The sequence below is a fragment of the Streptomyces sp. CA-142005 genome (assembly GCF_050942335.1).
In the GTDB taxonomy this organism is placed as follows: domain Bacteria; phylum Actinomycetota; class Actinomycetes; order Streptomycetales; family Streptomycetaceae; genus Streptomyces.
Map to the genome: position 1 here is coordinate 9,321,711 of NZ_CP192078.1, position 21,546 is coordinate 9,343,256.

Below are 21,546 nucleotides of genomic sequence, written 5' to 3' on the forward strand. Positions count from 1 at the left end.
GCGCACCGGTTTCTGACGGTGTTGCGCCCGCCTATGAGCCGGACGTGGGCCGCGGACCGGCCGGTGGGCCCCCGGTGACCGCAGCTCGGTAGAGGGACCGGGTGGCGGCGCCGAAGTAGGCGCTGTAGGAGACCTGAGGGGTGTCGCCGCCGGTGTGATAGCCGCCGATCACTCCCACGACCGCCCATCCGCCGGGCCAGGGCACGAGCATGGGGCCACCGCTGGTCCCGCCCACGAAGGCGTCGCAGGCGATGCGCGGGAACGTGCCCGGGTCGGCCGGGTCGTCGCTGTCCCACCGGGTGGTCCAGCTCCAGCACTCCAGCGGCTTCTCCGCGCCCGCCGGATAGCCGATCATCCGTACCGGGGCGTGGTAGTAGCCGGTCCCGGTGAGCAGCCGCACTCCACCGACCGCGTCCTCCAGGCGTGTTCCTTCCTGGTTGGGCTCGGTGACCGCGAAGGCGAAGTCATAGGCGGCGCCCGCGTGTTCACCCAGGTCGTAGTACTGCTGAGAGACGTAGACGCCGTTGGTGCGCACGGGGAAGACCCCGAACGGCTTGAGGCTGTCGTGGTACTGCGGGACGAAGGCCAGATGCCGCTTGGGTGAGGTACCCGCGTAGCCCTTCAGGCAGTGGCCGGCGCTCAGCACCAGGTCGCGACCGGGGCTGCGTACGACGGAGCCGCTGCACGTCCGGCCGGCACCGGTGGCGTCCGTCCAGAAGAAGGTGCCGGCCTGGGGGATGCCGTCGAAGCTCCTGCTGGGTGGGATGTACTCGCCGGGCCGGGGGCCGTCCACGGCAGGAGCCGCACCGGTCGCCGTCGTATCGGCACCGGTGCCGCTGCCTTCGAGGGCGTTGGCGGGCAGCGCGGCCTCCATGCGGGCCGGCGTCCAGTAGGCGTCGAGCTGATCGGCGAGCGGGTTGGGGTCGACCATGATGGTGCCGTCGGATGCCGTGGTGGTGTCGGCGGGCGCCGTGGCTGTCTTGGCGGACACCGTCGTGGTGAAGCCGGCACAGAGCAGAAGGGCTGCCGCACCGGCGGCGGCGTATCGCGCGATCCTGGTCCCGGGCTCCATCAGTTCCCCTCAGAGCGGACGCACATGACGGCCCACCATAAGCCCGCGCCCCCGGACACGACAGCGCTCGCAGCCGTACCGGGTCGCACAGCAAGCCCGACGACTCTCCCGGGACACATCTCGTCGGCGTTCCCAAGATCGGCCGCAGTCAGCCGGAAACCGCCCGCCGCGTCCCGGGTGCGGACCCGGGAGACGAATGAGACGAGTGAGGTGCCACCTGCGGGGTAGACGCCCCTACCGGCCAGAGGAGTCATCGGCTCCATCGGAAGGAGAAGGCCATGAGGAAGCTGATACGGAACGTGGGAGCCGCCGGTGCTGCCACCGCGATGGCCGCCGGCGCGCTCCTCGTCGGAGGCAGCCCCGCGGCTGCTGCTCCACAGGACACCGGACACACCACCGCCGGCGCCACGCCGGGGCCCGTCGGCCACGCCGAGTACCGCCACCGCGGGCTCCCGTGCATGGACCCGTGGGTCGCCGGTCAGCTGGCGATGTTCGATCCCGCCGCCCGGCACCGCCTGGCGGTGTTCGACCCGTGGATCAAGGATCAGCTGGCGCGTTACGCCCCTCCCTCCTGTTAGCCCCTGTGACGCTCCCGCTGCCTTCTCGCAGGCGGCCCGGTCATTTCACGAACACCATGTCCGGATACTTCGGTGACGGCCCCGCGAGCAGCCGGCCGCTGCCGCCGCGCAGCCAGTGATCGAAGTAGGCGGAGACGTACGCCTCGTTGGTGCGTATCGCGGTGGCAGGGGCGATGGTGCCGATGTCGTCGGTCCGCTCGCAGGGCCGTAGATGCAGCTGGGGCACGAGCGCCTCCGCGTCGGTGAACGAGCCGTGCTCGGAGCCGCGCAGCGTGAGCTGACGGTTCCAGCCCGGGGTGTGGGCACGGAACGCCTGCCAGCCCGGGCCGGTGTCCGTGTCGCCGTCCTTGCCCAGCAGCAGGAACGGCCGGTCGAGTCCGTGTCGGGCGACGGGCATGAGCGAACCGTCGAGGTAGGTCAGGTTGCCGTCCATGTCGATCCCCGCGGTGATCCGGTGGTCGGCGTCCATCGCCAGCGCGGCGGCCGTACCGCCCATGGAATGGCCGAACATGCCCACCTCGGCCGGCTTCAGCGCCCGGGCCAGGCCCTTCGGCAGCGGCTGTCCGTCCGCGTCCGGGTTCCGGCCGCTGTGCAGCGCCTGGAGCTGGTCCAGGACGAAGCTGGTGTCGGTGACGCGGACCGACAGTGCCTTGCGCACATACGCGTCGGCCGCGTCGGGACTCGAGGGCGGCGGCGGCATCGTGGCGAGCGAGCCGTCCGGGAACTGGACCTCGGGCGACTCATAGGTGTGGTCGATGGTGACGACCGCGTAGCCCCGGCCGGCCAGACCGGCCGCCAACGTCGTGCCCCAGGCGCGCGGTTCGCCCAGCCCCGGTGAATAGAGCACCACCGGAAGCCGCCCGCCCTGCCCGGCGGCCACGGGAGCGCCCCGGGTCGCGTGGGTGACGGTGCGGGCCCAGTCGGCCCGGCGGGGCGGAACGTGCAGCCCGAGGTAGTCGTTCGCCGTGACCTCGTCGAAGTGGACGGCCGCCGCAGGCAGCATGTACGGGGCCGCCGACCGGCCGGCCGTGGGCGTCGCGGGGTAGTACACGCTGACCATCAGCTCGCGCCGGCCCTGCCCGGAATGCCAGGGGTCGGGCCGTGAGCGGTCCACCAGGTGCAGGTCCACCTCCCCGACCCGGAATCTGCCGCCCGGTGCGGGAAGGGAGAGGGGGCGAGTGGACGACGGGGCCGGGGCGGCGGGGGCCGGGGATTTTCCGGTGGCCGCGGCGGCGGGCAGAGCCGCGGTCAGCGTCAAGAGCGCGGTGACGGCGCAGGCGGCGAGCGCTCGTCGCCGGGTGCCCCTGCGAGGTGCGGGCGGCAGCTGATACGTCATGGATGAAGCCTGACGGCACGTCGGCTCTCCGCGCATCGGGGGAAGTCCCCGATCTTGCGTCTCGGGGTATCCGTAGGGGCTGATCTGTCACATGCCGTCGATGCGGTCGAGCAGCACCCGGGCCTCGACGGTGCGGTGATGGTCCGGGCCGAACGCGTCCCGGCAGGTGTCGTGGGCGGCCATGGCCCGGGTGCGGGCCTCGGCGGCGCGGCCCAGCCCCAAAAGCGCGGTGGCGACGGCCAGTTCGACGGCCCCGGTCTCCGCGCGGTAGAGGTCCTCGGGCAGTTTCCGGCACAGCGCGCCGGCGCGCTCCGCCTCGGCGAGAGCCTCCTCGTGGCGGCCCTGACCGTTGAGACTGCGGGTCAGACCGAGATGGAGGACCAGTGACAGCCGGCTCGGTGCGCGGTGGTCGGCGAGGGTGTCGCGAGCGATCGCCTCGGCCTCCTGGTGGCGGCCCTGCTTGTTGAGAGCGAAGATCAGCCCGTTGTGGGCAGCCCCCGCTATGAGTGGCATCTCCGGTCCCACGCCACGGCCGGCGATCCGGGCGACTGCCGCGCATTCCACCTCGGCGTCGGCATACCGGTCGAGTGCGAGCAGCGTCTGCGCGCGGTCCGAGCGGAGTTTGAGCGTCTGCGGGTGCTCGGCGCCGAAGGCCCGGCCGAACACCGGCAGCAGCTCGTCGTAGGTGGCGAGGGCGTCGGCATGGCGGCCCTGGGCGCCCATCGCGAGCGCTGCGACGCTCAGTGCCAGCGGCCCGAAGGAATCGAGTCGCAGCACCGACCCGGCCTCGGCAACGGCGCGGGCCTCGGCCTCCGCCTCGGCGTAACGCCCTTCCTTGTACAGGCTCATGACCTGTGCCAAGGGGGATGTCGGGGTCTTTCCCGCATCGTTTCGGCCACGCGACCGGAAGAGTTTCATGCCGGGAGCATACGGATGCCACAGACGCAGGCTGGAGGGAGTGGCGGCAGTACGCCACGGGCCATGCCGTGCATCCCGTCCCTCACCTGCCGGGCCGGTCGTCGGTGTGCTCGGCGCGCAGGCCTTGGATCAGGAACTCCACCAGTCGGCGCGCGTCGTACCGGGGGTCGTTCTCCGCGCCGATGCAGAGGTTGCCGACACCCCGCATGAGTTCGTAGGCGTCCAGGTCGGAGCGGATCTCGCCGGCGGCGGCCGCGGCTTCGAGCAGCTCGGTGCAGACGGGGACGAGCCGGTCGAGGAAGTAGCTGTGCAGAGTGTCGAAGCCGGCGTTGTCGGACTTCAGCACGGCGGCGAGTCCGTGCTTGGTGACCAGGAAGTCGACGAAGAGGTCGATCCACCGCCCGAGTGCGCCATGGGCGCTGGCACTCGACTCCAGCAGGGCGGGACCGGCCTCGGCCAGGCTCTCCACCTGGTGCCGGTAGACGCCGATGATGAGATCCGCACGCGTCGGGAAGTGGCGGTAGATCGTTCCCACCCCGACCCCTGCCCGCGCCGCGATGTCGCGTACCGGCGCCTCCACGCCCGACGCGACGAAGGCCGCCGCGGCCGCGTCGAGCAGCGTCTTCTTGTTGCGCCGGGCGTCGCTCCGCCTGGGCCGGGCCGTGCCGCCCGGTCCCTCGCCGCTGTCGTTCACAGCGCAGCTCCTTCCACAGCCATGCTTGCTAAACGGAACAGTATTCCGTATCGTCTTTACCGGAACGACGTTCCGCTTTGCTCATGGTGTCAGAGTGCCGGGCCGACCGCCAAGCCGGGTCGGCGAGGGCAGGCCGTGCCGTCGTCACGACGCTTCACCTCCCGCAAGCGGGTTCCGCGACACATCCCTTCTGGCCATCGGTTTTCTACGACGCTCCCCCCGCAGTGAGGAGACAGCTCATGCAGTACCGCACCCTGGGCCGCACCGGCGTGCAGGTCAGTTCCCTCGCGCTCGGCGCGATGAACTTCGGCAGGATCGGACGCACCACCCAGGACGAGGCCACCGCCCTCGTCGACGCCGCTCTCGAAGGCGGGATCAACCTCATCGACACCGCCGACATGTACGGCGACGGCGAGTCGGAGGAGATGGTCGGCAAGGCCATCGCGGGCCGCCGTGACGACATCGTGCTGGCGACGAAGGCCGCCATGCCCATGGGCGACGAGCGCAACCACCGGGGCGGTTCACGCCGCTGGCTGGTCACCGCGCTGGACGACAGCCTGCGCCGCCTCGGCGTCGACCACGTCGACCTCTATCAGATCCATCGGTGGGACCCGAACACCAGCGACGAGGAGACCCTGTCGGCCCTGACCGACCTGCAACGCGCGGGAAAAATACGCTACTTCGGCTCCTCGACGTTCCCGGCGTACCGCATCGTCCAGGCCCAGTGGGCCGCCCGCGAACACCGCCTGAGCCGTTACGTCACCGAACAGCCCAGTTACTCCGTCCTGCAGCGCGGTATCGAGAGCCATGTGCTGCCCGTGACCGAGGAGTACGGGCTCGGTGTGCTGGTGTGGAGCCCGCTGGCCTCGGGTTGGCTGTCGGGCGCGATCCGCGCCGGCCGGGACATCAGGACCCACCGCTCGGCGTTCCTGCCACAACGCTTCGACATGAGCGTTCCCGCCAACAGGGCCAGGCTCGACGCCGTCGAGCGACTGGCCCGGGTCGCCGACGAGGCCGGCCTCACGCTGATCCAGCTCGCGCTCGGTTTTGTCACCGCGCACCCCGCGGTGACCAGCGCGCTCATCGGCCCCCGCACGCCGGACCACCTGCAGGCCCAACTCGCCGCCGCCGACACCGCGCTGTCCGCCGACGTGCTCGACGCCATCGACGCGATCGTGGCCCCCGGTGTCGACCTGGCTCCCGAGGAGAAGCACGACACCCCGCCCGCGCTGCTCGACCCCGCACTGCGACGCCGGTGAGCGCCGCGACCACCGCCGCCATGTCCCGGACCACCCAGTTCCGTGTGCCGAAAGGACCAGCACCTCATGCCGCACCCGTCCCGGCCGCGCTTCGGCATCATGACCGCGCCCTCGCAGGTCGACTACCACGACCTTCTGCGGGTCTGGCGTGAGGCGGACGCGATCCCGCAGATCGAGCACGCCTGGCTGTTCGATCACCTCATGCCGATCTTCGGCGACCCGGACGGTCCGGTCTTCGAGGGCTGGACGCTGCTCTCTGCCCTCGCCGCCCACACCCGGCGCCTGCGCATCGGCGTGCTCGTGACCAGCAACCGGTTCCGTCCGCCCGCGCTGCTGGCCAAGATCGCCACGACCGTGGACATCGTCTCCGGCGGGCGGCTCGACCTCGGCATCGGCGTCGGCTCACGCCCCGGCCATCCCCTGGCCCGGCGCGAGTACGCGGCACACGGCCTGCCCTTCCACGACTCCGCGCACGCCGTGGCGAGCCTCGCCGAAGCCTGCACGGTGATCCGGCGGCTGTGGACGGAAGCCGAACCCTTCGACTTCCACGGCACCCATCACCACCTCACCGGAGCGTTCGGAAACCCCAAACCCGTCCAGCGCCCCCACCCGCCGATCCTCATCGGCGGCCGCTCGTCCGCGACACTGCGCGTGGTCGCCGAGCACGCCGACCTGTGGAACATCCCCGGCGGCGGCGACATCGAAGACATCGCCGTCCGCAGCGCGCTGCTGGACCGCTACTGCGCCGAGATCGGCCGTGACCCCGCCTCGGTCACCCGCTCGATCCACCTGCCCGTGTCCTACGACCAGCCCGGCAGCACCCGGGACACGATCGGCGAGGCGATCGACGCCGGCTTCCGGCACATCGTGCTCGGACTGCCCTCGCCGTACCCCGCCGGGGTCGCCCGGTGGGTCACCGACGAGCTCATCAGCCCCTCGGTCTGAGCCGGCCCGGCGGCCCTCCCGGCCCGGTCCTGGCGTATGATCATCGGCAAGGCGGGGTCGTAGCACAGAGGTAGTGCGCCGCGACAGCATCTCGGAGGACGTCGGTTCGAATCCGGCCGCCCCGCCCCTTCCCATGCCGGCGGCAGCGGCCCTCACGCCCTGGAGTGCGTCGACCGGACCCGGAAGAGACGCGGCTGCACATCCGTTGCGATCCCGGCCGCCTGGTCCATGTGGACGCGGGCCTCGGGGTTGTCGAGCATCGCCCGGTAGTGCTCCTCGGTCTCCCACTGCGCGTAGTTGATCACGCGTTCGCCGTCGAGGGAGGCGTGGAAGTTGGCGCAGATGAAGCCGGGTTGGTGCCTCATCGTCTCCTCGGTGGCGCGCGCGAGCAGGGCGATGAGCTCGTCCTGGCGTTCGGGTGGGACGGTGAAGACGTTGATGAGCGTCGCCACGGGGCGTGCCGAGTCGACCTGAACGGTAACAGTCATGTAGCTATTTCTCCCCTTACCGGGCGGGGGAGTGTCCGGTGCAGCCTCGCTTTCCCTCGAACGGAGGCGGGCCGCACGGGATCAGGTCGCCTGTGCGCCAGGGTCCGCGACTCACACCCTGCGGTGTGCGTGCAGGAGGTATTCCTCGCGGTGCACGGGGTTGTGGTCGGTGCGCCTGCGGGTTCGCGGGATCGTCGCCGCCGGGGTCGGCGGCAGTGCGTCCTGGTCGGACGTTCAGGGCGGCGCAGCGGCCGTCGGTGGGTGGAGGACGGGGCGAGCAGGCGGTGACGTACCACGGAAGCCGGCCGTCCACACGTGGTAGTTTATAATTCAACATCTAAGGGATGGTTGGCCACCGCAGTCGGAGGAGTCCAGTTGAGCAGTCCCGTCACGGCCGGCGCCACGCGGCGGATCTTCATCGACAAGCAGAGCCCCAAGGCGTATCACGCGCTGGTGCAGACATCCGAGGCGGTCCGGACGACCGCGGCCGAGGCGGGCCTGGACCGCACCCTGGTGGAGCTGGTCAACCTCCGGGTGTCCCAGATCAACGGCTGCGCCTACTGCCTGCACGTGCACACCCGTGCCGCGCTGCGGGCCGGCGACACCCCGGACCGCCTGGGCGTGCTCGCCGCCTGGCGTGACACCGAGCTGTTCACGCCCGCCGAACGGGCCGCCCTCGCGCTGGCCGAGGCGACCACCGCCGCCGCGGACGCCGCCGCGCAGGACGCCGCCTACGCGGCGGCGCGGGACGTGCTCACCGACGACCAGATAGCGGCGGTGATCTGGGTGGCCGTGACCATCAACGCCTTCAACCGGGTCTCGATCATGAGCAGGCATCTGGTGCGGCCGGAGCGCTGACGGCACGCGTCCACGCTCAGGGCGTGGGCCGCGGGTTTTGACCGATCGTCTCCAGCAGCCGGGTGATCAGGGGATTGCGGTCGTTTTCGCGCCAGGCGACGGCGACCCGCGTACGAGCCGTGCCGGGAACGATCCTGCGGAAGGCCACGCCCTTGAGCCGGACTCGACGGATACTCGCGGGCGCCAGGGACACTCCCAGCCCCGTCTCCACCAGGGCGCACACCGTCTGCCACTCCACCGCGTGCTGCGAGATCCGGGGCGTGAATCCCGCCTCCTCGCACAGGCCGGTGATCCCGTCGTACAGCTGCGGGCCGACGGCGCGCGGCAGCAGGACGAACGGCTCGCCCGCCAGCTCCGCGAGCGGCACCGTCCGTCGGGCGGCCAGTGGGTGGGCGGCCGGAAGCACGGCCACGAACGGCTCGCTGAGTACGGTCCTGAAGCCCAGCTCGGACACGTCGGCCGGGGGCTCCCGCAGCAGGCCGATGTCGATGGTCCTGTCCCGCAGGGCGTCGAGCTGCGGCGCGGTGGTCATCTCGCGGATGTCGAGATGCGCGTCGGGGAACCGCTGCCGGAAGTCGCGCAGCAGGCCGGGCAGGACGGTCAGGGCCAGCGAGGCGGCGAAGCCGATCCGCAACCGGCCGGACCGGCCGCTGCCCACGGCCCGCGCCGCGGCCAGCCCGTCGGCGAGCCCGGCCAGTGCCTGCCGGGCGGCCGGCAGCAGCGCACGGCCGGCCGGCGTGAGCCGCACGCGCCCCGGTTCACGGTCGAAGAGCGCGTATCCGACCTTCTCCTCCAGCCGGCGGATCTGCTGGCTGAACGGGGGCTGGGCGATGCCGAGACGGGCGGCGGCGTGACCGAAGTGCAGTTCCTCGGCGAGCACGACGAAGGCGTGCAGTTGCGCCGGCGGGAGTTCGGGCCGGTCCATCCGCGCAAAGTCCATACGCCCAGAGATATCACTCCATGCCGCGGTTCGTATTAGACGTATCGACGCTGGTCACCTAGCGTTCCGCGCATGACAGAGCGACGTGCGATCCTCAGCGGCTCGACCTTCGAGGAGCAGATCGGTTACGCCCGTGCCGTGGTCGACGGCGACCGGGTGCATGTCTCCGGGACCACCGGCTTCGACTACTCCACCATGACGATCTCGGACGACGTCGTGGAACAGGCCGAGCAGTGCCTGCGCAACATCGAGGCCGCGCTCACCGAGGCGAAGTGCACCTTCGCCGACGTGGTGCGGGTGCGCTATCTGCTGCCGGACCGCGCGGACTTCGAGCCCTGCTGGCCGGTGCTGCGTCGCCGCTTCGGCGCCGTCCGCCCGGCCGCCACCATGCTGGAGTGCGGCCTCGCCGACCCTCGTATGAAGATCGAGATCGAGGTGGACGCCCGCCGCCAGGCGGACTGATCCGGCCCGCGTCATGGCCGGGCCCACCGCTCCCCGTGCCGGCCGCGTCGCAGGATCCGTGCCTCGCGTGGCAGCAGCCGGGGGCCGGCCACGACCAGGACCTCGCACCGGGCCCGGGCCGGGACGTGCCGGTGCACCGGCCGGCGGTGCAGCCGGGCCGCCGGACCGCTGGGCCTGGCCATGCCGACGACCAGCAGGTCGTCCGGGGACGACGCGACCGAGCAGAGCACCGGCCCCGCGGGGCCTCTGACGACCCGTCGTACGATCCGCAGGTCGGCCGGGGGCCCGCCGACCGCCGGTTCGAAGGCCCTGTCCAGCCGCCGCCGTGCCTCGTCGGCCCGCAGCCGGGCCCACGAGGGCGCGGGCGGGCGCCGGTAGAGGGCGTCGCCCTCCGACGGCTCCCAGGCTCGAACGGCCACCAGCGCGCGGCCGGTTCTGCGCGCCTCCACGATGCCGCGGCGCAACGCGGCCAGCCCGGCGAGCAAAGTCCGATCGGCGGAAGGCGGCTTCGGTTCCGGGGCGGTGCGTCGGTGCTCCCGGGGGATGGCCGTTCAGCGCATCTGCGTCCGTCGCCCGGCGGCTCCCGCCCGGTCCCGTGCGCGGCCGGCGGGGCGCAGGAACGCGGTCCACCCGCCCTCCGGCTTCTCACCGACCTGGAGGCTGCGCAGCTTCGCGAGGATCTCGGGGTCCTGGGAGTCGAGCCAGTCGACGAACTGCCGGAAGGAGACCAGGCGCACGTCCTCCCGGCCGGCGATCTGTCTGATCGTCTCCTCGGCCGCGTCCATGTAGATGCCGCCGTTCCACTGTTCGAAGTGGTTGCCGATGAACAGCGGCGCCCGGTTGGTCTCGTACGCCCGCTGGAACCCGGCCAGGTACGCCTGTGTCGCCTGGGCCCGCCAGTAGGGGTAGTTGTACGAGGGCGCCCGCGTCGTGGTCTTGGACTGGTTCGCCAGCATGTTGTAGTCCATGGACAGCACCTCGAAGGTGTGCCCGGGGAACGGGATGCTCTGCAGCGGCAGGTCCCAGATGCCGCCCCGCTTCCTCGGCCAGCGTTGCACTCCGCCCGGTGAGGAGGCGTCGTAGCGCCAGCCGAGTTCCCGTGCGGCCGGCAGCAGGTTCGACTGCCCGAGCAGACACGGGGTGCGGCCGCCCACGAGTTCCTTGTCGTAGTCGAAGGGGAGCGACGGTTCGTCGTGCCAACCGGTATGTGTGCGCCACGACTTGACGAAGGTCCGTGCCTGCTCGATCTCCGAACGCCACTGTTCGGTAGTCCAGTTGGCCACCGATCCGGCGCCGGTGCAGAAGTGCCCGTTGAAGTGTGTGCCGATCTCGTGGCCGTCCAGCCAGGCCGCACGGACGTACTTCAGTGTCACTTTGAGGTGTTCCTCGGTGAGATAGCCGATGTCCGAGGCGCCGACCGGGTTGTTCGGCGGGTCGTAGAACCGCTTCTTGTGCTCCGGCAGGAGGTAGAGCCCGGACAGGAAGAAGGTCATGTGCGCGCCGTGGGTGCGGGCGAGCTCCAGGAAGCGCGGGAACAGGCCGGTGCCCAACTCGCCGGCGCCGTCCCAGGAGAACACCACGAACTGCGGTGGTGTCTGACCGGGTTCGAGGGGCAGGGGCGACGCCGGCTGGTGCGGCTGGCGACCGGTGTACGACGTCGAGCCGTCCCCGATCAGCCGGACCGCCCTCTGCTCGTCCGGGCTTCCGGGGGCACCGTCCCGTCCGCCCGGGCCACCGCAGGCGGCGAACGACGCGGCGGCCACACCGAGACCGGCACCGAGACCGAGACGTGCCACACTCCGGCGGCTGATTCCACCCACGGCCATCATCCCAACCCGCGCCCTGCCGCGACGCGTTGTGCAGACCCTCAGCCGAAACTCCCGTCGTTTTTCACCATAAAGGATATAAATATACAAACTCGTTAAAAGGGTGCGGTGTGGCGCGCAAAGTGGCCGTCAAGCAAGGCCGGTGTCACCCGTCCGGCTCTACGGCGTCCCAGGCCGGGGTGCCGCCGAGCGGTGATGCGGTCGCATGACGCGGCCCGTCTCGACCCTTGGCGGACCCCGGGCCGGATGCCGTATTCGGCCAGCCAGGTGAGCAGTTCCGCACGGGTCGCGCGGACGAGGCGTCCGCCGGTGAACCGGGCGACGTCCGTCACCTCGGCCACGCACTCGTTCGGCGGGGGAAGGACTCGGCCTCCGTGTCCGTCGCGAACTCGGCTTCCGCCAGCACCAGTCCGCGCAGCCGGCCGGCGAAGACATCGATTCCTGGGGGCGGCACGCTGCAACGGGTCTTGGTGAGGGTCCGGGCCGGGAGCGTGGCCAGTACGTCGTACTCGGCCGGCGACAGATGGATGTTCGTGGCCAGTCCCTGTACGGTGCCGGGCCGGGCGGCCGGGACCGTCTGCGTGAGCTTCAACTCGGTGGAGCCGTGCGGCGATTCGGCGCGATGGAGCCTCAAGCGGGTGCCCGGCGGATAGCGGTCCGTGATCACGCGGGTGGCGGTCACCGCCGACGGCGTGGGCGGGGCGGCGAGCAGGAAACGTCGCTCACGCTCGACACGCGCATACGTGCCCGGGTGTACGGGGTCCCCGTCGACGCGTCCCGCCTTCTCGCTCATCGCCCCAGCATCCCAGCCCTGCCGTCACCGCCGGCGGCTCAGCGGAACGCCGCCACGTTGCGCGCCGCCCACGCGGAGAAGGGGGCCGCGGGGCGGCCGAGCAGGCGCGGCACGTCCGGGCCGACCGCCTGTTCATCCGGGGTGGGGGTGCCCAGGACGGCGAGCGTGCCCTCGGCGACGGCGGGCGGCATGAACCGGACCATCTGCGCGTGGGCCTCCTCGCGGCTCTGCTCCACGAACGTCACCGGCTCCCCGAGCGCGGCGGCGATCGCCGCGGCACGCTGTCGTGGGGTGGTGGGCTCCGGGCCGGTCAGCGTGTACGTCACGCCGTCGTGTCCGTCCTCGCGCAGTACCGCCGCCGCCACCGCGGCGACGTCGTCCGGGTCGACGAACGGCAGTGCCACATCGGCGAAGGGTGCCGCCGCGGTGCGGTGCCGGCGCACCGGCTCGGCCCAGGCCAGCGCGTTGGAGGCCAGCCCACCCGAGCGCAGCACGGTGTACGGCAGCCCCGACTCGGCCACCGCCGCCTCGAAGCGTGCCGCGTGCGCGTACGTGTCCGGCCGGGTGCCCGCGCCCTGCGAGGACAGCAGCACCACCTTCCCCACGCCGGCCGCGGCGGCCCGGCGCAGGATGCCGACCGGATCCTCTCCGGCCACGAGCAGGAACAGTGCCTTGGCGCCCGCCAGTGCGGGGGCGAGGCTCTGCGGCTCGGCGAGGTCGGCTGCGACGGCCTGTACGCCCGGCGGCACGTCCCCCTCGCCGATGTGCCGGGCGACCGCGGTCACCGTCTCCCCGGCCTGGATCAGCGCCGCGACCAGGGCCCGTCCGACGTTCCCTGTAGCACCCGTGACAACGATCATGGCAACTCCTCCAACTGAGTTAGTTGACTAACTAACTCGGGACTCTAATCCGCGGCGTCGCTCGTTGTCTATGCTTAGTCAGGTGACTGACTCAGATCCCGCCACGGCGGCCCCGGCCGCGCGACCCAGGCGATCCCGCCCGGGCGGCAAGCGCGAACGCCTGGTGAAGGCGGCCGTCCAGGTCTTCCACGAGCAGGGTGTGGAGAAGACCACTCTCGGTGACATCGCCCGTGCGGCCGAGGTGCCGCTCGGCAACGTCTACTACTACTTCAAGACCAAGGACCAGCTGGTCGAAGCCGCGGTGGACGCCCACTGCGAGCAACTGGATGCCCTGACCGACCGGTTGGACGCCCTCCCGGATCCGGCCGCCCGGCTGAAGGCCCTCGTCGCCGGCTGGGTCGACCAGCGCGAGACCGCGGCACGCTTTGGCTGTCCCTTCGGCACCCTCGCCACCGAGCTCGACAAGCGCGACGACGGCCTGGACCGGGCCGCCGCGAAGGTCATGCGGGCCCTGCTCGACTGGGTGGAGTCCCAGTTCGCCCAGCTGGGACGCGCCGACGCCGCCGCCCTCGCCGTCGAACTCGTCGCGGCCTACCAGGGCATGTCCGTCCTCACCAACACCCTGCGCGACCCCGGACTGATGGCCGCCCAGGGCGAACGCCTCCAGTCGTGGATCGACGGGATCGCCGAGCGGTAGGTGAGCTCACCCCGCCGGGGAGGGGTGGAGAGGCGGCGCTCAGGTCGCCAGGTTCCGTTCCTCGGCCACGACCGGCACCACGACGATGCGCTGGACGGCCCGGCTGAGCACCACCACGCCCCCGACGATCATCAGGGCGCCCACCGCCTCCGGGACCAGCCACCAGCCGGTGCGGATCCGCTCGTCGAACAGGGTTATGCCGAGCGTCAGGCTCACCACGGCGTCGCCGATGGTCAGCGCGGGCTGCGCGGCCGCGAGCGGACCGGCCTGGAGCGCGTTCTCCAGCAGGATCACGGACCCGGCGCCGGCCAGCGCGAAGCCGTACGTCTGCCAGGACCGCAGGAACGCCGCGAAACCGTGGTCGGCGAAGGTGCCGCTGGCCGACTTCAGCAGGGCGGCGGTCAGCGCGTTGCCGGTGGCGGAGGCCGCGGCCAGCAGCGCGGCGCGCCGGGCCGGCGAACTGCCCCGGCCGGACAGCAGCACCGCCGCGGCCATCCCGCCGAGGCACAGGAGCAGCGCCGGGATCCAGCGGCTGAGCGGCGCGTGGTTGACGGCGCCGTGCGGGGCGGCGGCGATGAGCAGCACGGCGAGGCCCGCCACACAGCCGCCGACGCCCCACCAGCCCCAGTGGGGCAGCCGTCTGTGCATCAGCGGGGCGGCGACGAGCAGCGCGAAGGGCAGCTCCAGGATGAAGAGCGGCTGGACCAGCGCGAGCGGGCCGTTGACCAGGGCCAGGCTCTGGAACAGCGCGGCGCAGACCACACCGCACATGCCGATCACCCAGAAGGGCCGGCGCACCAGCTCCGCGAGCAGCCGGAGGCCGCCGCGACTGCTCGCCGACGCGGCCTTGCGCTGGAAGGCGGTGCCCACGGCGTTGCTCGCGGCGCCCGCGACGGCGAACGCCGCGGCCAGTTCGATCACGACCGTCTCCTGCCTGCGGGAGGCCTCCCGGAGGAGCTTCCGGTCTCTTCAGACTACGAAAGGAGGCGCCCGGACGCCGGTCGGCGGCCCCCGCTGCGGCAGGCCGATCACACGAGCGGGCCCCGCCCGGTGATCGCCGGGCGGGCCATCGGAACGCCTGGTCAGCTCAGGGTGAGATCGTCGGCGTAGACCGCGCCCTGGCCGTACCAGCCGTGGACGTACACCGTGACCGTGCCCGAGGCGCCGGTCGTGAACGGGACCGTGAGCTTCGACCACGCCGAGGACGAGGCCCAGGTGCTGGCCGTCGCGCCTCCGCTGACCCCGAGGTACGCGTACGGACCCTGCACCCAGCCGCTCAGCGTGTAGGAGGTGTTCGGCTTCAGGGTCAGGGTCTGGGCGCACTGGCCCGTCCGGGACGCGGAGGGCGCGGTCTTCAGGGCGTGGGAGCCGCCGTGCACGGGGGAGGAGACCACCGCGGCTCCGCTGTCACAGGTCCACGGCGCGAGCGAGCCGGTCTCGAAGTCGCCGTTGCCGAGGACGGCGGTACCGCCGGAGCCCTTCACCGTCAGGGTGAACGTGGAGCTGTGCCGGGTCGGGCCCGCCGTGCCCGTGACGGTCAGGGGGTAGGTGCCCGGTGCCGTGCCGGCAGCGGTCTTGACGGTGAGCGTGGAGGTGCCGCCGGCGGTGACCGAGGACGGGCTGAGGGACGCCGTGACTCCGCTCGGTGCGCCGCCGACCGTCAGATCGACCGTCTGGGCGCTGCCCGACGTCACCGAGGTCCGCACCGTGGCGGTCGCGGTGCCGCCGGGGTCGACCGAGGCGGTGGCGGGGGAGAGGGACACGGAGAAGTCGCCCGCCGGCGGGGTCGTCGTACCGCCGGTGAAGGGCGCGAAGGTGTGCGTGAAGTACCAGGTGTCCTGCGCGATGCCGGAGCAGGTGTCGGAGGCGCCGGAGCCGGGGCAGCCGCCGTTGTCGCGCTGGAGGGCCCAGAAGGAGAGGGTGTTGATCCCCTTGGCGACGGCCCAGGCGTACACCGTGGAGGCGTCGGCGGTGGTGAAGGTCTCCGCCGGGCCGTAGTCGTCCACGCCGGGCATCTCGGTGACGCCGACCATGTTCCACAGCCGGGTGTCGGACAGGTTCGGGTAGAGCCCGGCCAGCTGGTCGTGCAGTCCGCTCGCGGCCGTCTCGGTGTCGGTGGCCATGTGGTGGGTGGCGCCGTCGTAGTAGTCGAACGTCATGATGTTGACGACGTCGATCCTGGCGCCCGCGCTCTTCGCACTGCGCAGCACGGCGAGGCCGCTGTCGGCGAGGCCGTTCGTGGTGGTCGGCAGGGTGTAGGAGAATTGCACCGGGCGGCCGTTCGCGGCGGCCCAGTCCTCGACCTTCCTGATGGCCTGGTTGCGGCGGTCGATGCCTGCGCTGTTCGTGAGGGAGTTGTCCTCGACGTCCATGTCGAGCCGGGAGACGTCGTAGGTGGTGATGATCTTCTCGTAGGCCGCGGCGATGGAGTCCACGTTCGTACAGCTGTCGGCGATCTCGGTGCCGCCGTTGTCGGCCGCGTAGCCGCCGAGGGACGGGATCACGTCGCCGCCGCGCGAGCGGATGGTGCCGAAGTCCGCGCCGAAGACGGATGGGGCGACGGGCGTGCCGGTGTCCCCGTTCCAGTACGGGGTGCAGGAGCCCTTCTTGTCCGCCTGCAGGAAGGCCATGGTCAGGTACTTGGCGCCGGAGGCCTGGGAGAGCGCCGCGGGGCTGTCGCCGCTGTAGGCCTCGAAGTAGGGCGCGAAGACGTGCGTGGGCAGCGGGGTCGCCGCGTGCGCGGTGCCTCCCGCGCCGAGGGCGAGTCCCGCGGAGGCGGCCAGGGTGGTCAGGCCCGCGAGCAGGGCGCGTACGGGTCTCGGACGTGTCATGCGTACTCCCGGATGCGAACGACAGGCGGGCCCAATGGTCTAGGCCATAATTGGTCTGGACCAGCTATCGGTCAAGGTACGGGAGTGGCCTTTTGCCGACTCATGGAAGTCAACGGATGGCAAGCGGAGGAGAGGTAATGGTGCGTCAGGAGGCGCCGTCGGCCCGCCCGGTCCGGACCGGACGGGAGAGGCCGAAGCGCACCCTGCGCACGCCCTCCGAGAAGTGCAGCAGCGGCTCCGCGCCGGGCGCGGGCAGTCCGGCGGCCCGGGTGAGGGTCTCCTCGAGACCGTCGAGGCGCGCCTCGCACAGCGGCCAGGGCTCGTGCTCGACGGGCGTCTCCCACAGCATCGCGAGCCTCAGGGAGTAGCACCGCCAGCGGGAGGTCAGCCACACGTCCCGGTGGGTGGGCCGGACCGGTTCGCCGGGACGGACGGCCACCCGGTACCGGGCCCCGCCGCCCCGGCGGGTGCCGGTGTACGCCTGGAGGCCGCCGCGTCGCGACAGCGCCAGGTGGCCCAGGTGGTACGGCAGCCCTATCGCGCGGGCGGCCAGCATCACCGGGCAGGCCACCTCGATCGACAGGAACCACAGCCCGTCCCGGCCGTCCGGCCCGCGCACATAGGTCCGCAGGTTGGTCTCCGCGAAGTCGGGCAGCGCGGCAGGGAACGCGGGCGGGCGCACACCGGCCATGACGAACGGCGTGAGACTCACCCACGCCGACCCCTCGTACGTGTCCACGACGAGCCCGTCCGGCAGCAGACGCTGCACCCGCTCCGGGGCGTAGGCCCAGTGCAGGAACGTCTGCTCCCGCCAAGCGGCACGCAGCTCGGGCACGTGCACGCGCTGCTCCGGCCCGTACGAGACCATGTGCACCGACTCCCCCCGGGACCCGTGCCGAAACCGGGCGCCGCCCGGTGCGGCTCACTTGGCCCGGGTGCCACCTCCCCGCCGGATACGGCCCAGCAGATCCCGGTGGTAGGCGGCGAGTTGCCCGGCGGGCACGGGCGCGGGGCTGCCGGCGAGGGTGTACCAGGTGTCGCTGCCGGAGTGCTGGATGGCGACGCGCACGCTGTGGCCGTCGGACAGCAGGATGGTCGCCACGGTCAGGTCGCCGGTGATGACGCCGACCTCGTCGGTCATCGCTCCGCCCGGGCCCGCGGTGACCCGGTCGACGTAACTGTTGATGCTCGGTGGGGTGTGCATGGGGCGCAGGCTCCCACCAACCCGGGCGGGGAGCCCCGCACCGCGCAGGTGTCGCCCGTGCGTGTCCCCGTGTTGGGTCTGTGATCAGCACCCGCCGCCGAGGCCGGGCCGTGTGCCGGCCGCCGTTCAGCCGAACAGCGGGAACCGGTCGGCCGCCGCACCCAGCGCGGCGCGCTCGGCCTCGGTGAGGGCGGCCCGGCCGGTACCCACGCGCGCGTAGTGCGCGTCGCTCCATTCCGGGAGCGCGGGCCCGCCGAGCAGACCGTCCAGGGTGGTGCGCACCGCGGCCAGCCCCTCGGGCGCCGGTCCCGGCGCGTGCGGGAGGTGGACGGTCAGATCCAGGTGGTGGACGGTCGCCTCCACCGCGAGGGTGGTCAGCAGATCCCCGGCCGTCAGCACATGCCCCTGCGTGCCGACGCGCTGCGCGGGGTCGGCCGCCTCCGCCGCGTGCACGGCCGCCGCCAGCGTTTCCAGGTACAGGCCCTGGAGCTGCCGGAAGTCGAGGAACATGCTCGCGTTCACCCGGACCCAGCGGCGGCCGTTCGCCGCCCCGGTGGTGTTCGGCTCCCAGTCCTGCCAGTACGTCACCGCGTCCCGGTCAACCGGCTTCGGTGTCGGCGTGTGCAGTGCCACCAGGGCGCGCTGGGCGTCCGACAGGCAGTGGAAGACGAGGTCGCGGACCGCCCAGCCGGTACAGCCGGTCGGCAGCCACGACTCCTCGTCACCCAGTCCCGCGACGACCGCCGAGGCGGCCTCGTACGCCGCGCGCACCGCCCGCGCGGGGGTGGTGGCTTCCCCTGTGCTCATGCTTCCCCCTCTTCGTCCGCCGTACAGGCCGTCACACCCGGCTCGACGTCGCCGTGTCCGCGGACAGCCGCTGGGCGACGTAGATCGGGATCACCGACAGCAGGACGAGTACCGCGGCCACGACGTTCACCACCGGTGCCTGCTGCGGCCGGGTCATGTTGTCGAAGATCCAGATCGGCAGGGTCTCGATCCCGGGCCCCGCCGTGAACGTGGTGACCACGATCTCGTCGAAGGACAGCGCGAAGGCGAGCAGTCCGCCGGCCAGCAGCGCGGAACGGACCAGCGGGAAGGTGACGTCCGCGAAGGCACGGAAGGTGGTCGCGCCGAGATCCATGGCGGCCTCCTCGTACGAGGCGGCCGTACGGCGCAGCCGGGCCACCACGTTGTTGAAGACGATCACGATGCAGAACGTGGCATGACCGACGATCACCGTGAACAGTCCGAGGCCCACGCCGAGCGGCTCCAGGACCGTGCCGAAGGCCGAGTTGAGGGCGATGCCGGTGACGATGCCGGGCAGCGCGATCGGCAGGACGACGATGAACGACACCGTGTCACGGCCGAAGAAGCGGTGCCGGGCCACGGCGAACGCGATGAGCGTGCCGAGGACCAGCGCGATCGCGGTCGCCCCCAGCCCCGCCTTCACCGAGACCCACACGGCCTGCCGGGCACCGGAGTTGTGGCCGGCCACCGACCACCAGTGCCAGGTCAGACCCGGCGGGGGCCAGCTCGCACTGCGGTCGGGATTGAGCGAGTTGACCAGGACGAGCAGCAGCGGGACGTAGATCACCGCGAAACCGAGCCCGGCGCCGGTGCGCAGGGCGATGCGCGCGGTGCGGCTGAGATGCATGGCGCTGTTCTCCTCCAGGTCCTACAGGCTGTTCAGGGCACCCGTGCGGCGGATCGCCAGCAGGTACAGGACGATCACGACGACGGGTACGGTGCCGAGCGCGGCGGCCATGGGCAGGTTGAGCTCGATGTTGGAGTAGACGAGGTTGCCGATCAGCTGGGTCTTGCCGCCGACGATCTGCACGGTGATGTAGTCGCCGAGGCTCAGCGAGAAGGTGAACACCGAACCGGCGGCGACCGACGGCAGCACCATCGGCAGCACCACCGAGCGGAACGTCCGCCCGGCCCGCGCCCCGAGGTCGGCCGAGGCGTCGAGCAGGCTGGCCGGGAGCTGTTCGAGGGCCGTGTGGATCGGCAGGATCATGTACGGCAGCCACAGGTACGTCAGGGTGAGGACGGTGGCCGGCAGGCCGAAGCCGGGCCCGCTCAGCCCGAACGGCGCGAGCATCCAGTCGGCGAGGCCGCCCTCGGACAGGATGAGCCGCCAGGCGTACACCTTGACCAGGTAACTCGCCCACAGGGGAGTCAGGATGGCGACCACGAGCAGGGGGCGCCACCTCGGCCGGGCCACCCGTGCGGTGTAGAAGGCGACCGGGAAGGCGATCACCGCGCACAGCACGGTCACCGCGAGCGCCACGCCCACACTGCGCAGGATCACCTGACGGAAGACGGGCGTGGTGAACAACGCGTGGAAGTTGTCCGTCGACCAGACCTTCACCACCTGCGAGGTGAAGGAGTTCGTCGTCCAGAACGCCGAGACGAACAGCACCGCCAGTGAGCCGAGGTAGAGGACGGCGAGCCACAGCAGCGGGGCGGTGAGCAGCAGGGTCAGCCGCAGCCGGGGCCGGCGGTGCAGGCTCCCGGCGAGCCGCCGGACGGTTCCCCGGCCGGCGGCGGTCGTCGCGTCGGTCGTCACGGCTCAGCCCTTGATCTCGGTCCAGGCCTGCACCCACTTGGCGTACGGCACGCACTTGACGTCCGTCCGGCCGTCGAGGCACTGCTCGATGGGCGTGTTCCAGAAGGCGATCTTCTTCCAGTAGCTCTCGTCGGCCGCGTGGTAGACCGTGCAGAAGTTCTTGTCACTGGTCTCGGCGCAGGCCTTGGAGTTGGCCGGCGCCTCGCCGAAGTACTCGGCGACCTGGGCGTTGACCTTGGGCGAGACGATCCAGTCCAGCCACTTGTAGGCGCAGTTGGGGTGCTTGGCCTTGCTGTACACCATCCAGGTGTCGGACCAGCCGGTCGAGCCCTCCTTCGGCACCAGTGCCTTGACCTTGGCGCCCTCGGAGGAGGCGAGGTTCGCGATGACCTGCCAGGTGGTGCCGACCACGGAGTCACCGCTCTTGAAGGCGGAGACCTCCTTGAGGTAGTCGCTCCAGTACTCGCCCACGTTCTTGTTCTGCTGCTTGAGCAGGGCCACGGCCGCGTCGAACTGCTTCTGGTCGAGGGCGTACGGGTCTTTGATCTTCAACTCGGGCTTGGTGGCCTTGAGATAGAGGGCCGCGTCGGCGATGTAGATCGGCGAGTCGTACGCGGTGACGTGCCCCTGGTACCGGGAGGCGTCGTCGAAGACGGCGGACCAGGAGGTGGGCGCGGGCTTGACCTTCTCGGTGTTGTACATCAGCAGGTTGGCGCCCCGGCCGTGCGGGATGCCGTACATCCGGCCCTTCACCGAGTTCCAGGCGCCGTTCTTCAGCCCGGCGAAGACGTCCTTGTAGTTGGGGACGAGGTCCGTGTTGACCGGGGCGGCGTCGCCGGAGGCGATCAGGCGCAGGGAGGCGTCGCCGGAGGCCGAGACGGCGTCGTACTCGCCGGTCTTCATCAGCTTGACCATCTCGTCCGAGCTGGCGGCGACCTTGGAGTGGACCTGGCAGCCCGTCTGCTTCTCGAAGTCGCCGACCCAGTTCACCTTGGGGTCGTTGGAACCGTCCTCGACATAGCCGGCCCAGGCGATCAGATTGACCTGGCCCTCGGTCTTGCCGAGCTTCGTCGGGGCCTTGAGGTCCGGCGGGTTGAGCCCGGTGGCGGACGAGTTGCCCGAGCCGGAGGAGTCACAGGCGGCGGCGAGCAGCAGCGCGGCGGCGCAGGCCGCGGTGCGCAGGGTACGGGTGGGACGCACGGCGTTCTCCATGGGG

At 71.5% G+C, this 21,546-nt stretch carries 24 protein-coding genes and 1 tRNA gene; 7 read left to right on the forward strand and 18 right to left on the reverse strand.

What is annotated here, in order from left to right:
- Positions 1 to 31: 31 nt before the first annotated feature.
- A complete protein-coding gene (locus ACQPXS_RS42950; protein WP_433454902.1) occupies positions 32 to 1,072 on the reverse strand; it encodes a trypsin-like serine peptidase in 1,041 nt (346 codons plus the stop codon).
- Positions 1,073 to 1,350: 278 nt separating this feature from the next.
- Here ACQPXS_RS42950 and ACQPXS_RS42955 point away from each other — a divergent pair, with 278 nt between their 5' ends.
- Positions 1,351 to 1,650, forward strand: a complete 300-nt coding sequence (locus ACQPXS_RS42955) for a hypothetical protein (protein WP_433454903.1) — start codon at positions 1,351 to 1,353, stop codon at positions 1,648 to 1,650.
- A 40-nt stretch (positions 1,651 to 1,690) separates the two neighbouring features.
- On the opposite strand, the gene ACQPXS_RS42960 is transcribed toward ACQPXS_RS42955, so the two are convergent.
- From ACQPXS_RS42960 to ACQPXS_RS42970, 3 genes are all read right to left on the reverse strand, one after another.
- Positions 1,691 to 2,986, reverse strand: coding sequence for an alpha/beta hydrolase family protein (locus ACQPXS_RS42960; protein ID WP_433454904.1), 1,296 nt, complete (start codon positions 2,984 to 2,986; stop codon positions 1,691 to 1,693).
- Between the two features lie 87 nt (positions 2,987 to 3,073).
- Positions 3,074 to 3,835, reverse strand: a complete 762-nt coding sequence (locus tag ACQPXS_RS42965; RefSeq protein WP_433454905.1) for a tetratricopeptide repeat protein — start codon at positions 3,833 to 3,835, stop codon at positions 3,074 to 3,076.
- Positions 3,836 to 3,986: 151 nt separating this feature from the next.
- Positions 3,987 to 4,598: a TetR/AcrR family transcriptional regulator gene (locus tag ACQPXS_RS42970; RefSeq protein WP_433454906.1), complete on the reverse strand. Its 612-nt coding sequence runs from the start codon at positions 4,596 to 4,598 to the stop codon at positions 3,987 to 3,989.
- A gap of 239 nt (positions 4,599 to 4,837) precedes the next feature.
- Here ACQPXS_RS42970 and ACQPXS_RS42975 point away from each other — a divergent pair, with 239 nt between their 5' ends.
- From ACQPXS_RS42975 to ACQPXS_RS42985, 3 genes are all read left to right on the forward strand, one after another.
- Complete coding sequence (locus ACQPXS_RS42975) at positions 4,838 to 5,857, forward strand: aldo/keto reductase (protein WP_433454907.1); 1,020 nt, start codon at positions 4,838 to 4,840, stop codon at positions 5,855 to 5,857.
- Positions 5,858 to 5,923: 66 nt separating this feature from the next.
- Entirely contained in the window at positions 5,924 to 6,802 is an 879-nt protein-coding gene (locus ACQPXS_RS42980; protein ID WP_433454908.1) for an LLM class flavin-dependent oxidoreductase, read from the forward strand.
- A gap of 51 nt (positions 6,803 to 6,853) precedes the next feature.
- Positions 6,854 to 6,928, forward strand: a tRNA-Leu gene (locus tag ACQPXS_RS42985).
- Between the two features lie 26 nt (positions 6,929 to 6,954).
- On the opposite strand, the gene ACQPXS_RS42990 is transcribed toward ACQPXS_RS42985, so the two are convergent.
- Positions 6,955 to 7,290 carry an antibiotic biosynthesis monooxygenase family protein gene (locus tag ACQPXS_RS42990; RefSeq protein WP_433454909.1) on the reverse strand — a complete coding sequence of 112 codons (336 nt, stop codon included), beginning with the start codon at positions 7,288 to 7,290 and terminating at the stop codon, positions 6,955 to 6,957.
- A gap of 375 nt (positions 7,291 to 7,665) precedes the next feature.
- Between ACQPXS_RS42990 and ACQPXS_RS42995 the strand changes: the two genes are divergently transcribed.
- Positions 7,666 to 8,148, forward strand: coding sequence for a carboxymuconolactone decarboxylase family protein (locus ACQPXS_RS42995; RefSeq protein WP_433454910.1), 483 nt, complete (start codon positions 7,666 to 7,668; stop codon positions 8,146 to 8,148).
- A gap of 16 nt (positions 8,149 to 8,164) precedes the next feature.
- Here ACQPXS_RS42995 and ACQPXS_RS43000 read toward each other — a convergent pair whose 3' ends face one another.
- Positions 8,165 to 9,073, reverse strand: coding sequence for a LysR family transcriptional regulator (locus ACQPXS_RS43000; protein ID WP_433456203.1), 909 nt, complete (start codon positions 9,071 to 9,073; stop codon positions 8,165 to 8,167).
- Between the two features lie 87 nt (positions 9,074 to 9,160).
- Here ACQPXS_RS43000 and ACQPXS_RS43005 point away from each other — a divergent pair, with 87 nt between their 5' ends.
- Positions 9,161 to 9,550 (forward strand): RidA family protein, encoded by a 390-nt coding sequence (locus ACQPXS_RS43005; RefSeq protein WP_390679816.1) that lies wholly within the window; start codon positions 9,161 to 9,163, stop codon positions 9,548 to 9,550.
- A gap of 11 nt (positions 9,551 to 9,561) precedes the next feature.
- Here ACQPXS_RS43005 and ACQPXS_RS43010 read toward each other — a convergent pair whose 3' ends face one another.
- The 4 genes from ACQPXS_RS43010 to ACQPXS_RS43025 form a co-directional block, all read right to left on the reverse strand.
- Positions 9,562 to 10,035: a universal stress protein gene (locus ACQPXS_RS43010; RefSeq protein ID WP_433454911.1), complete on the reverse strand. Its 474-nt coding sequence runs from the start codon at positions 10,033 to 10,035 to the stop codon at positions 9,562 to 9,564.
- Positions 10,036 to 10,101: 66 nt separating this feature from the next.
- The gene (locus tag ACQPXS_RS43015) at positions 10,102 to 11,376 is read right to left on the reverse strand and encodes a hypothetical protein (protein ID WP_433456205.1); all 1,275 of its coding nucleotides are present in this window, start codon (positions 11,374 to 11,376) and stop codon (positions 10,102 to 10,104) included.
- A 328-nt stretch (positions 11,377 to 11,704) separates the two neighbouring features.
- Entirely contained in the window at positions 11,705 to 12,169 is a 465-nt protein-coding gene (locus ACQPXS_RS43020) for a hypothetical protein (RefSeq protein WP_433454912.1), read from the reverse strand.
- Between the two features lie 38 nt (positions 12,170 to 12,207).
- Positions 12,208 to 13,029, reverse strand: a complete 822-nt coding sequence (locus ACQPXS_RS43025) for an SDR family oxidoreductase (protein WP_433454913.1) — start codon at positions 13,027 to 13,029, stop codon at positions 12,208 to 12,210.
- Between the two features lie 82 nt (positions 13,030 to 13,111).
- Between ACQPXS_RS43025 and ACQPXS_RS43030 the strand changes: the two genes are divergently transcribed.
- On the forward strand, positions 13,112 to 13,726 hold the full coding sequence (locus ACQPXS_RS43030; protein WP_433454914.1) for a TetR/AcrR family transcriptional regulator: 615 nt from the start codon (positions 13,112 to 13,114) through the stop codon (positions 13,724 to 13,726).
- A gap of 39 nt (positions 13,727 to 13,765) precedes the next feature.
- On the opposite strand, the gene ACQPXS_RS43035 is transcribed toward ACQPXS_RS43030, so the two are convergent.
- The 8 genes from ACQPXS_RS43035 to ACQPXS_RS43070 form a co-directional block, all read right to left on the reverse strand.
- On the reverse strand, positions 13,766 to 14,647 hold the full coding sequence (locus ACQPXS_RS43035) for a DMT family transporter (RefSeq protein ID WP_433454915.1): 882 nt from the start codon (positions 14,645 to 14,647) through the stop codon (positions 13,766 to 13,768).
- Between the two features lie 161 nt (positions 14,648 to 14,808).
- Positions 14,809 to 16,557, reverse strand: coding sequence for a carbohydrate binding domain-containing protein (locus ACQPXS_RS43040; protein ID WP_433454916.1), 1,749 nt, complete (start codon positions 16,555 to 16,557; stop codon positions 14,809 to 14,811).
- 145 nt (positions 16,558 to 16,702) lie between these two features.
- Positions 16,703 to 17,425, reverse strand: a complete 723-nt coding sequence (locus ACQPXS_RS43045) for a YqjF family protein (RefSeq protein ID WP_433454917.1) — start codon at positions 17,423 to 17,425, stop codon at positions 16,703 to 16,705.
- 54 nt (positions 17,426 to 17,479) lie between these two features.
- Positions 17,480 to 17,761, reverse strand: a complete 282-nt coding sequence (locus ACQPXS_RS43050; RefSeq protein WP_365328521.1) for a hypothetical protein — start codon at positions 17,759 to 17,761, stop codon at positions 17,480 to 17,482.
- 126 nt (positions 17,762 to 17,887) lie between these two features.
- The gene (locus ACQPXS_RS43055; protein ID WP_433454918.1) at positions 17,888 to 18,568 is read right to left on the reverse strand and encodes a maleylpyruvate isomerase N-terminal domain-containing protein; all 681 of its coding nucleotides are present in this window, start codon (positions 18,566 to 18,568) and stop codon (positions 17,888 to 17,890) included.
- Positions 18,569 to 18,599: 31 nt separating this feature from the next.
- Positions 18,600 to 19,415, reverse strand: a complete 816-nt coding sequence (locus ACQPXS_RS43060; RefSeq protein ID WP_356313791.1) for an ABC transporter permease — start codon at positions 19,413 to 19,415, stop codon at positions 18,600 to 18,602.
- 21 nt (positions 19,416 to 19,436) lie between these two features.
- Positions 19,437 to 20,330, reverse strand: a complete 894-nt coding sequence (locus ACQPXS_RS43065) for an ABC transporter permease (RefSeq protein WP_356313789.1) — start codon at positions 20,328 to 20,330, stop codon at positions 19,437 to 19,439.
- A gap of 3 nt (positions 20,331 to 20,333) precedes the next feature.
- Positions 20,334 to 21,530 carry an ABC transporter substrate-binding protein gene (locus ACQPXS_RS43070; protein WP_433454919.1) on the reverse strand — a complete coding sequence of 399 codons (1,197 nt, stop codon included), beginning with the start codon at positions 21,528 to 21,530 and terminating at the stop codon, positions 20,334 to 20,336.
- Positions 21,531 to 21,546: the final 16 nt, after the last annotated feature.

Excerpts from the sequence above, each read along its gene's own strand:
- ACQPXS_RS42950 (WP_433454902.1), bottom strand. The coding sequence starts at position 1,072 with ATGGAGCCCGGGACCAGGATCGCGCGATACGCCGCCGCCGGTGCGGCA.
- ACQPXS_RS42955 (WP_433454903.1), top strand. The coding sequence starts at position 1,351 with ATGAGGAAGCTGATACGGAACGTGGGAGCCGCCGGTGCTGCCACCGCG.
- ACQPXS_RS42960 (WP_433454904.1), bottom strand. The coding sequence starts at position 2,986 with ATGACGTATCAGCTGCCGCCCGCACCTCGCAGGGGCACCCGGCGACGA.
- ACQPXS_RS42965 (WP_433454905.1), bottom strand. The coding sequence starts at position 3,835 with ATGAGCCTGTACAAGGAAGGGCGTTACGCCGAGGCGGAGGCCGAGGCC.
- ACQPXS_RS42975 (WP_433454907.1), top strand. The coding sequence starts at position 4,838 with ATGCAGTACCGCACCCTGGGCCGCACCGGCGTGCAGGTCAGTTCCCTC.
- ACQPXS_RS42980 (WP_433454908.1), top strand. The coding sequence starts at position 5,924 with ATGCCGCACCCGTCCCGGCCGCGCTTCGGCATCATGACCGCGCCCTCG.
- ACQPXS_RS42990 (WP_433454909.1), bottom strand. The coding sequence starts at position 7,290 with ATGACTGTTACCGTTCAGGTCGACTCGGCACGCCCCGTGGCGACGCTC.
- ACQPXS_RS43000 (WP_433456203.1), bottom strand. The coding sequence starts at position 9,073 with ATGGACCGGCCCGAACTCCCGCCGGCGCAACTGCACGCCTTCGTCGTG.
- ACQPXS_RS43005 (WP_390679816.1), top strand. The coding sequence starts at position 9,161 with ATGACAGAGCGACGTGCGATCCTCAGCGGCTCGACCTTCGAGGAGCAG.
- ACQPXS_RS43015 (WP_433456205.1), bottom strand. The coding sequence starts at position 11,376 with ATGGCCGTGGGTGGAATCAGCCGCCGGAGTGTGGCACGTCTCGGTCTC.
- ACQPXS_RS43020 (WP_433454912.1), bottom strand. The coding sequence starts at position 12,169 with ATGAGCGAGAAGGCGGGACGCGTCGACGGGGACCCCGTACACCCGGGC.
- ACQPXS_RS43025 (WP_433454913.1), bottom strand. The coding sequence starts at position 13,029 with ATGATCGTTGTCACGGGTGCTACAGGGAACGTCGGACGGGCCCTGGTC.
- ACQPXS_RS43040 (WP_433454916.1), bottom strand. The coding sequence starts at position 16,557 with ATGACACGTCCGAGACCCGTACGCGCCCTGCTCGCGGGCCTGACCACC.
- ACQPXS_RS43045 (WP_433454917.1), bottom strand. The coding sequence starts at position 17,425 with ATGGTCTCGTACGGGCCGGAGCAGCGCGTGCACGTGCCCGAGCTGCGT.
- ACQPXS_RS43050 (WP_365328521.1), bottom strand. The coding sequence starts at position 17,761 with ATGCACACCCCACCGAGCATCAACAGTTACGTCGACCGGGTCACCGCG.
- ACQPXS_RS43055 (WP_433454918.1), bottom strand. The coding sequence starts at position 18,568 with ATGAGCACAGGGGAAGCCACCACCCCCGCGCGGGCGGTGCGCGCGGCG.
- ACQPXS_RS43060 (WP_356313791.1), bottom strand. The coding sequence starts at position 19,415 with ATGCATCTCAGCCGCACCGCGCGCATCGCCCTGCGCACCGGCGCCGGG.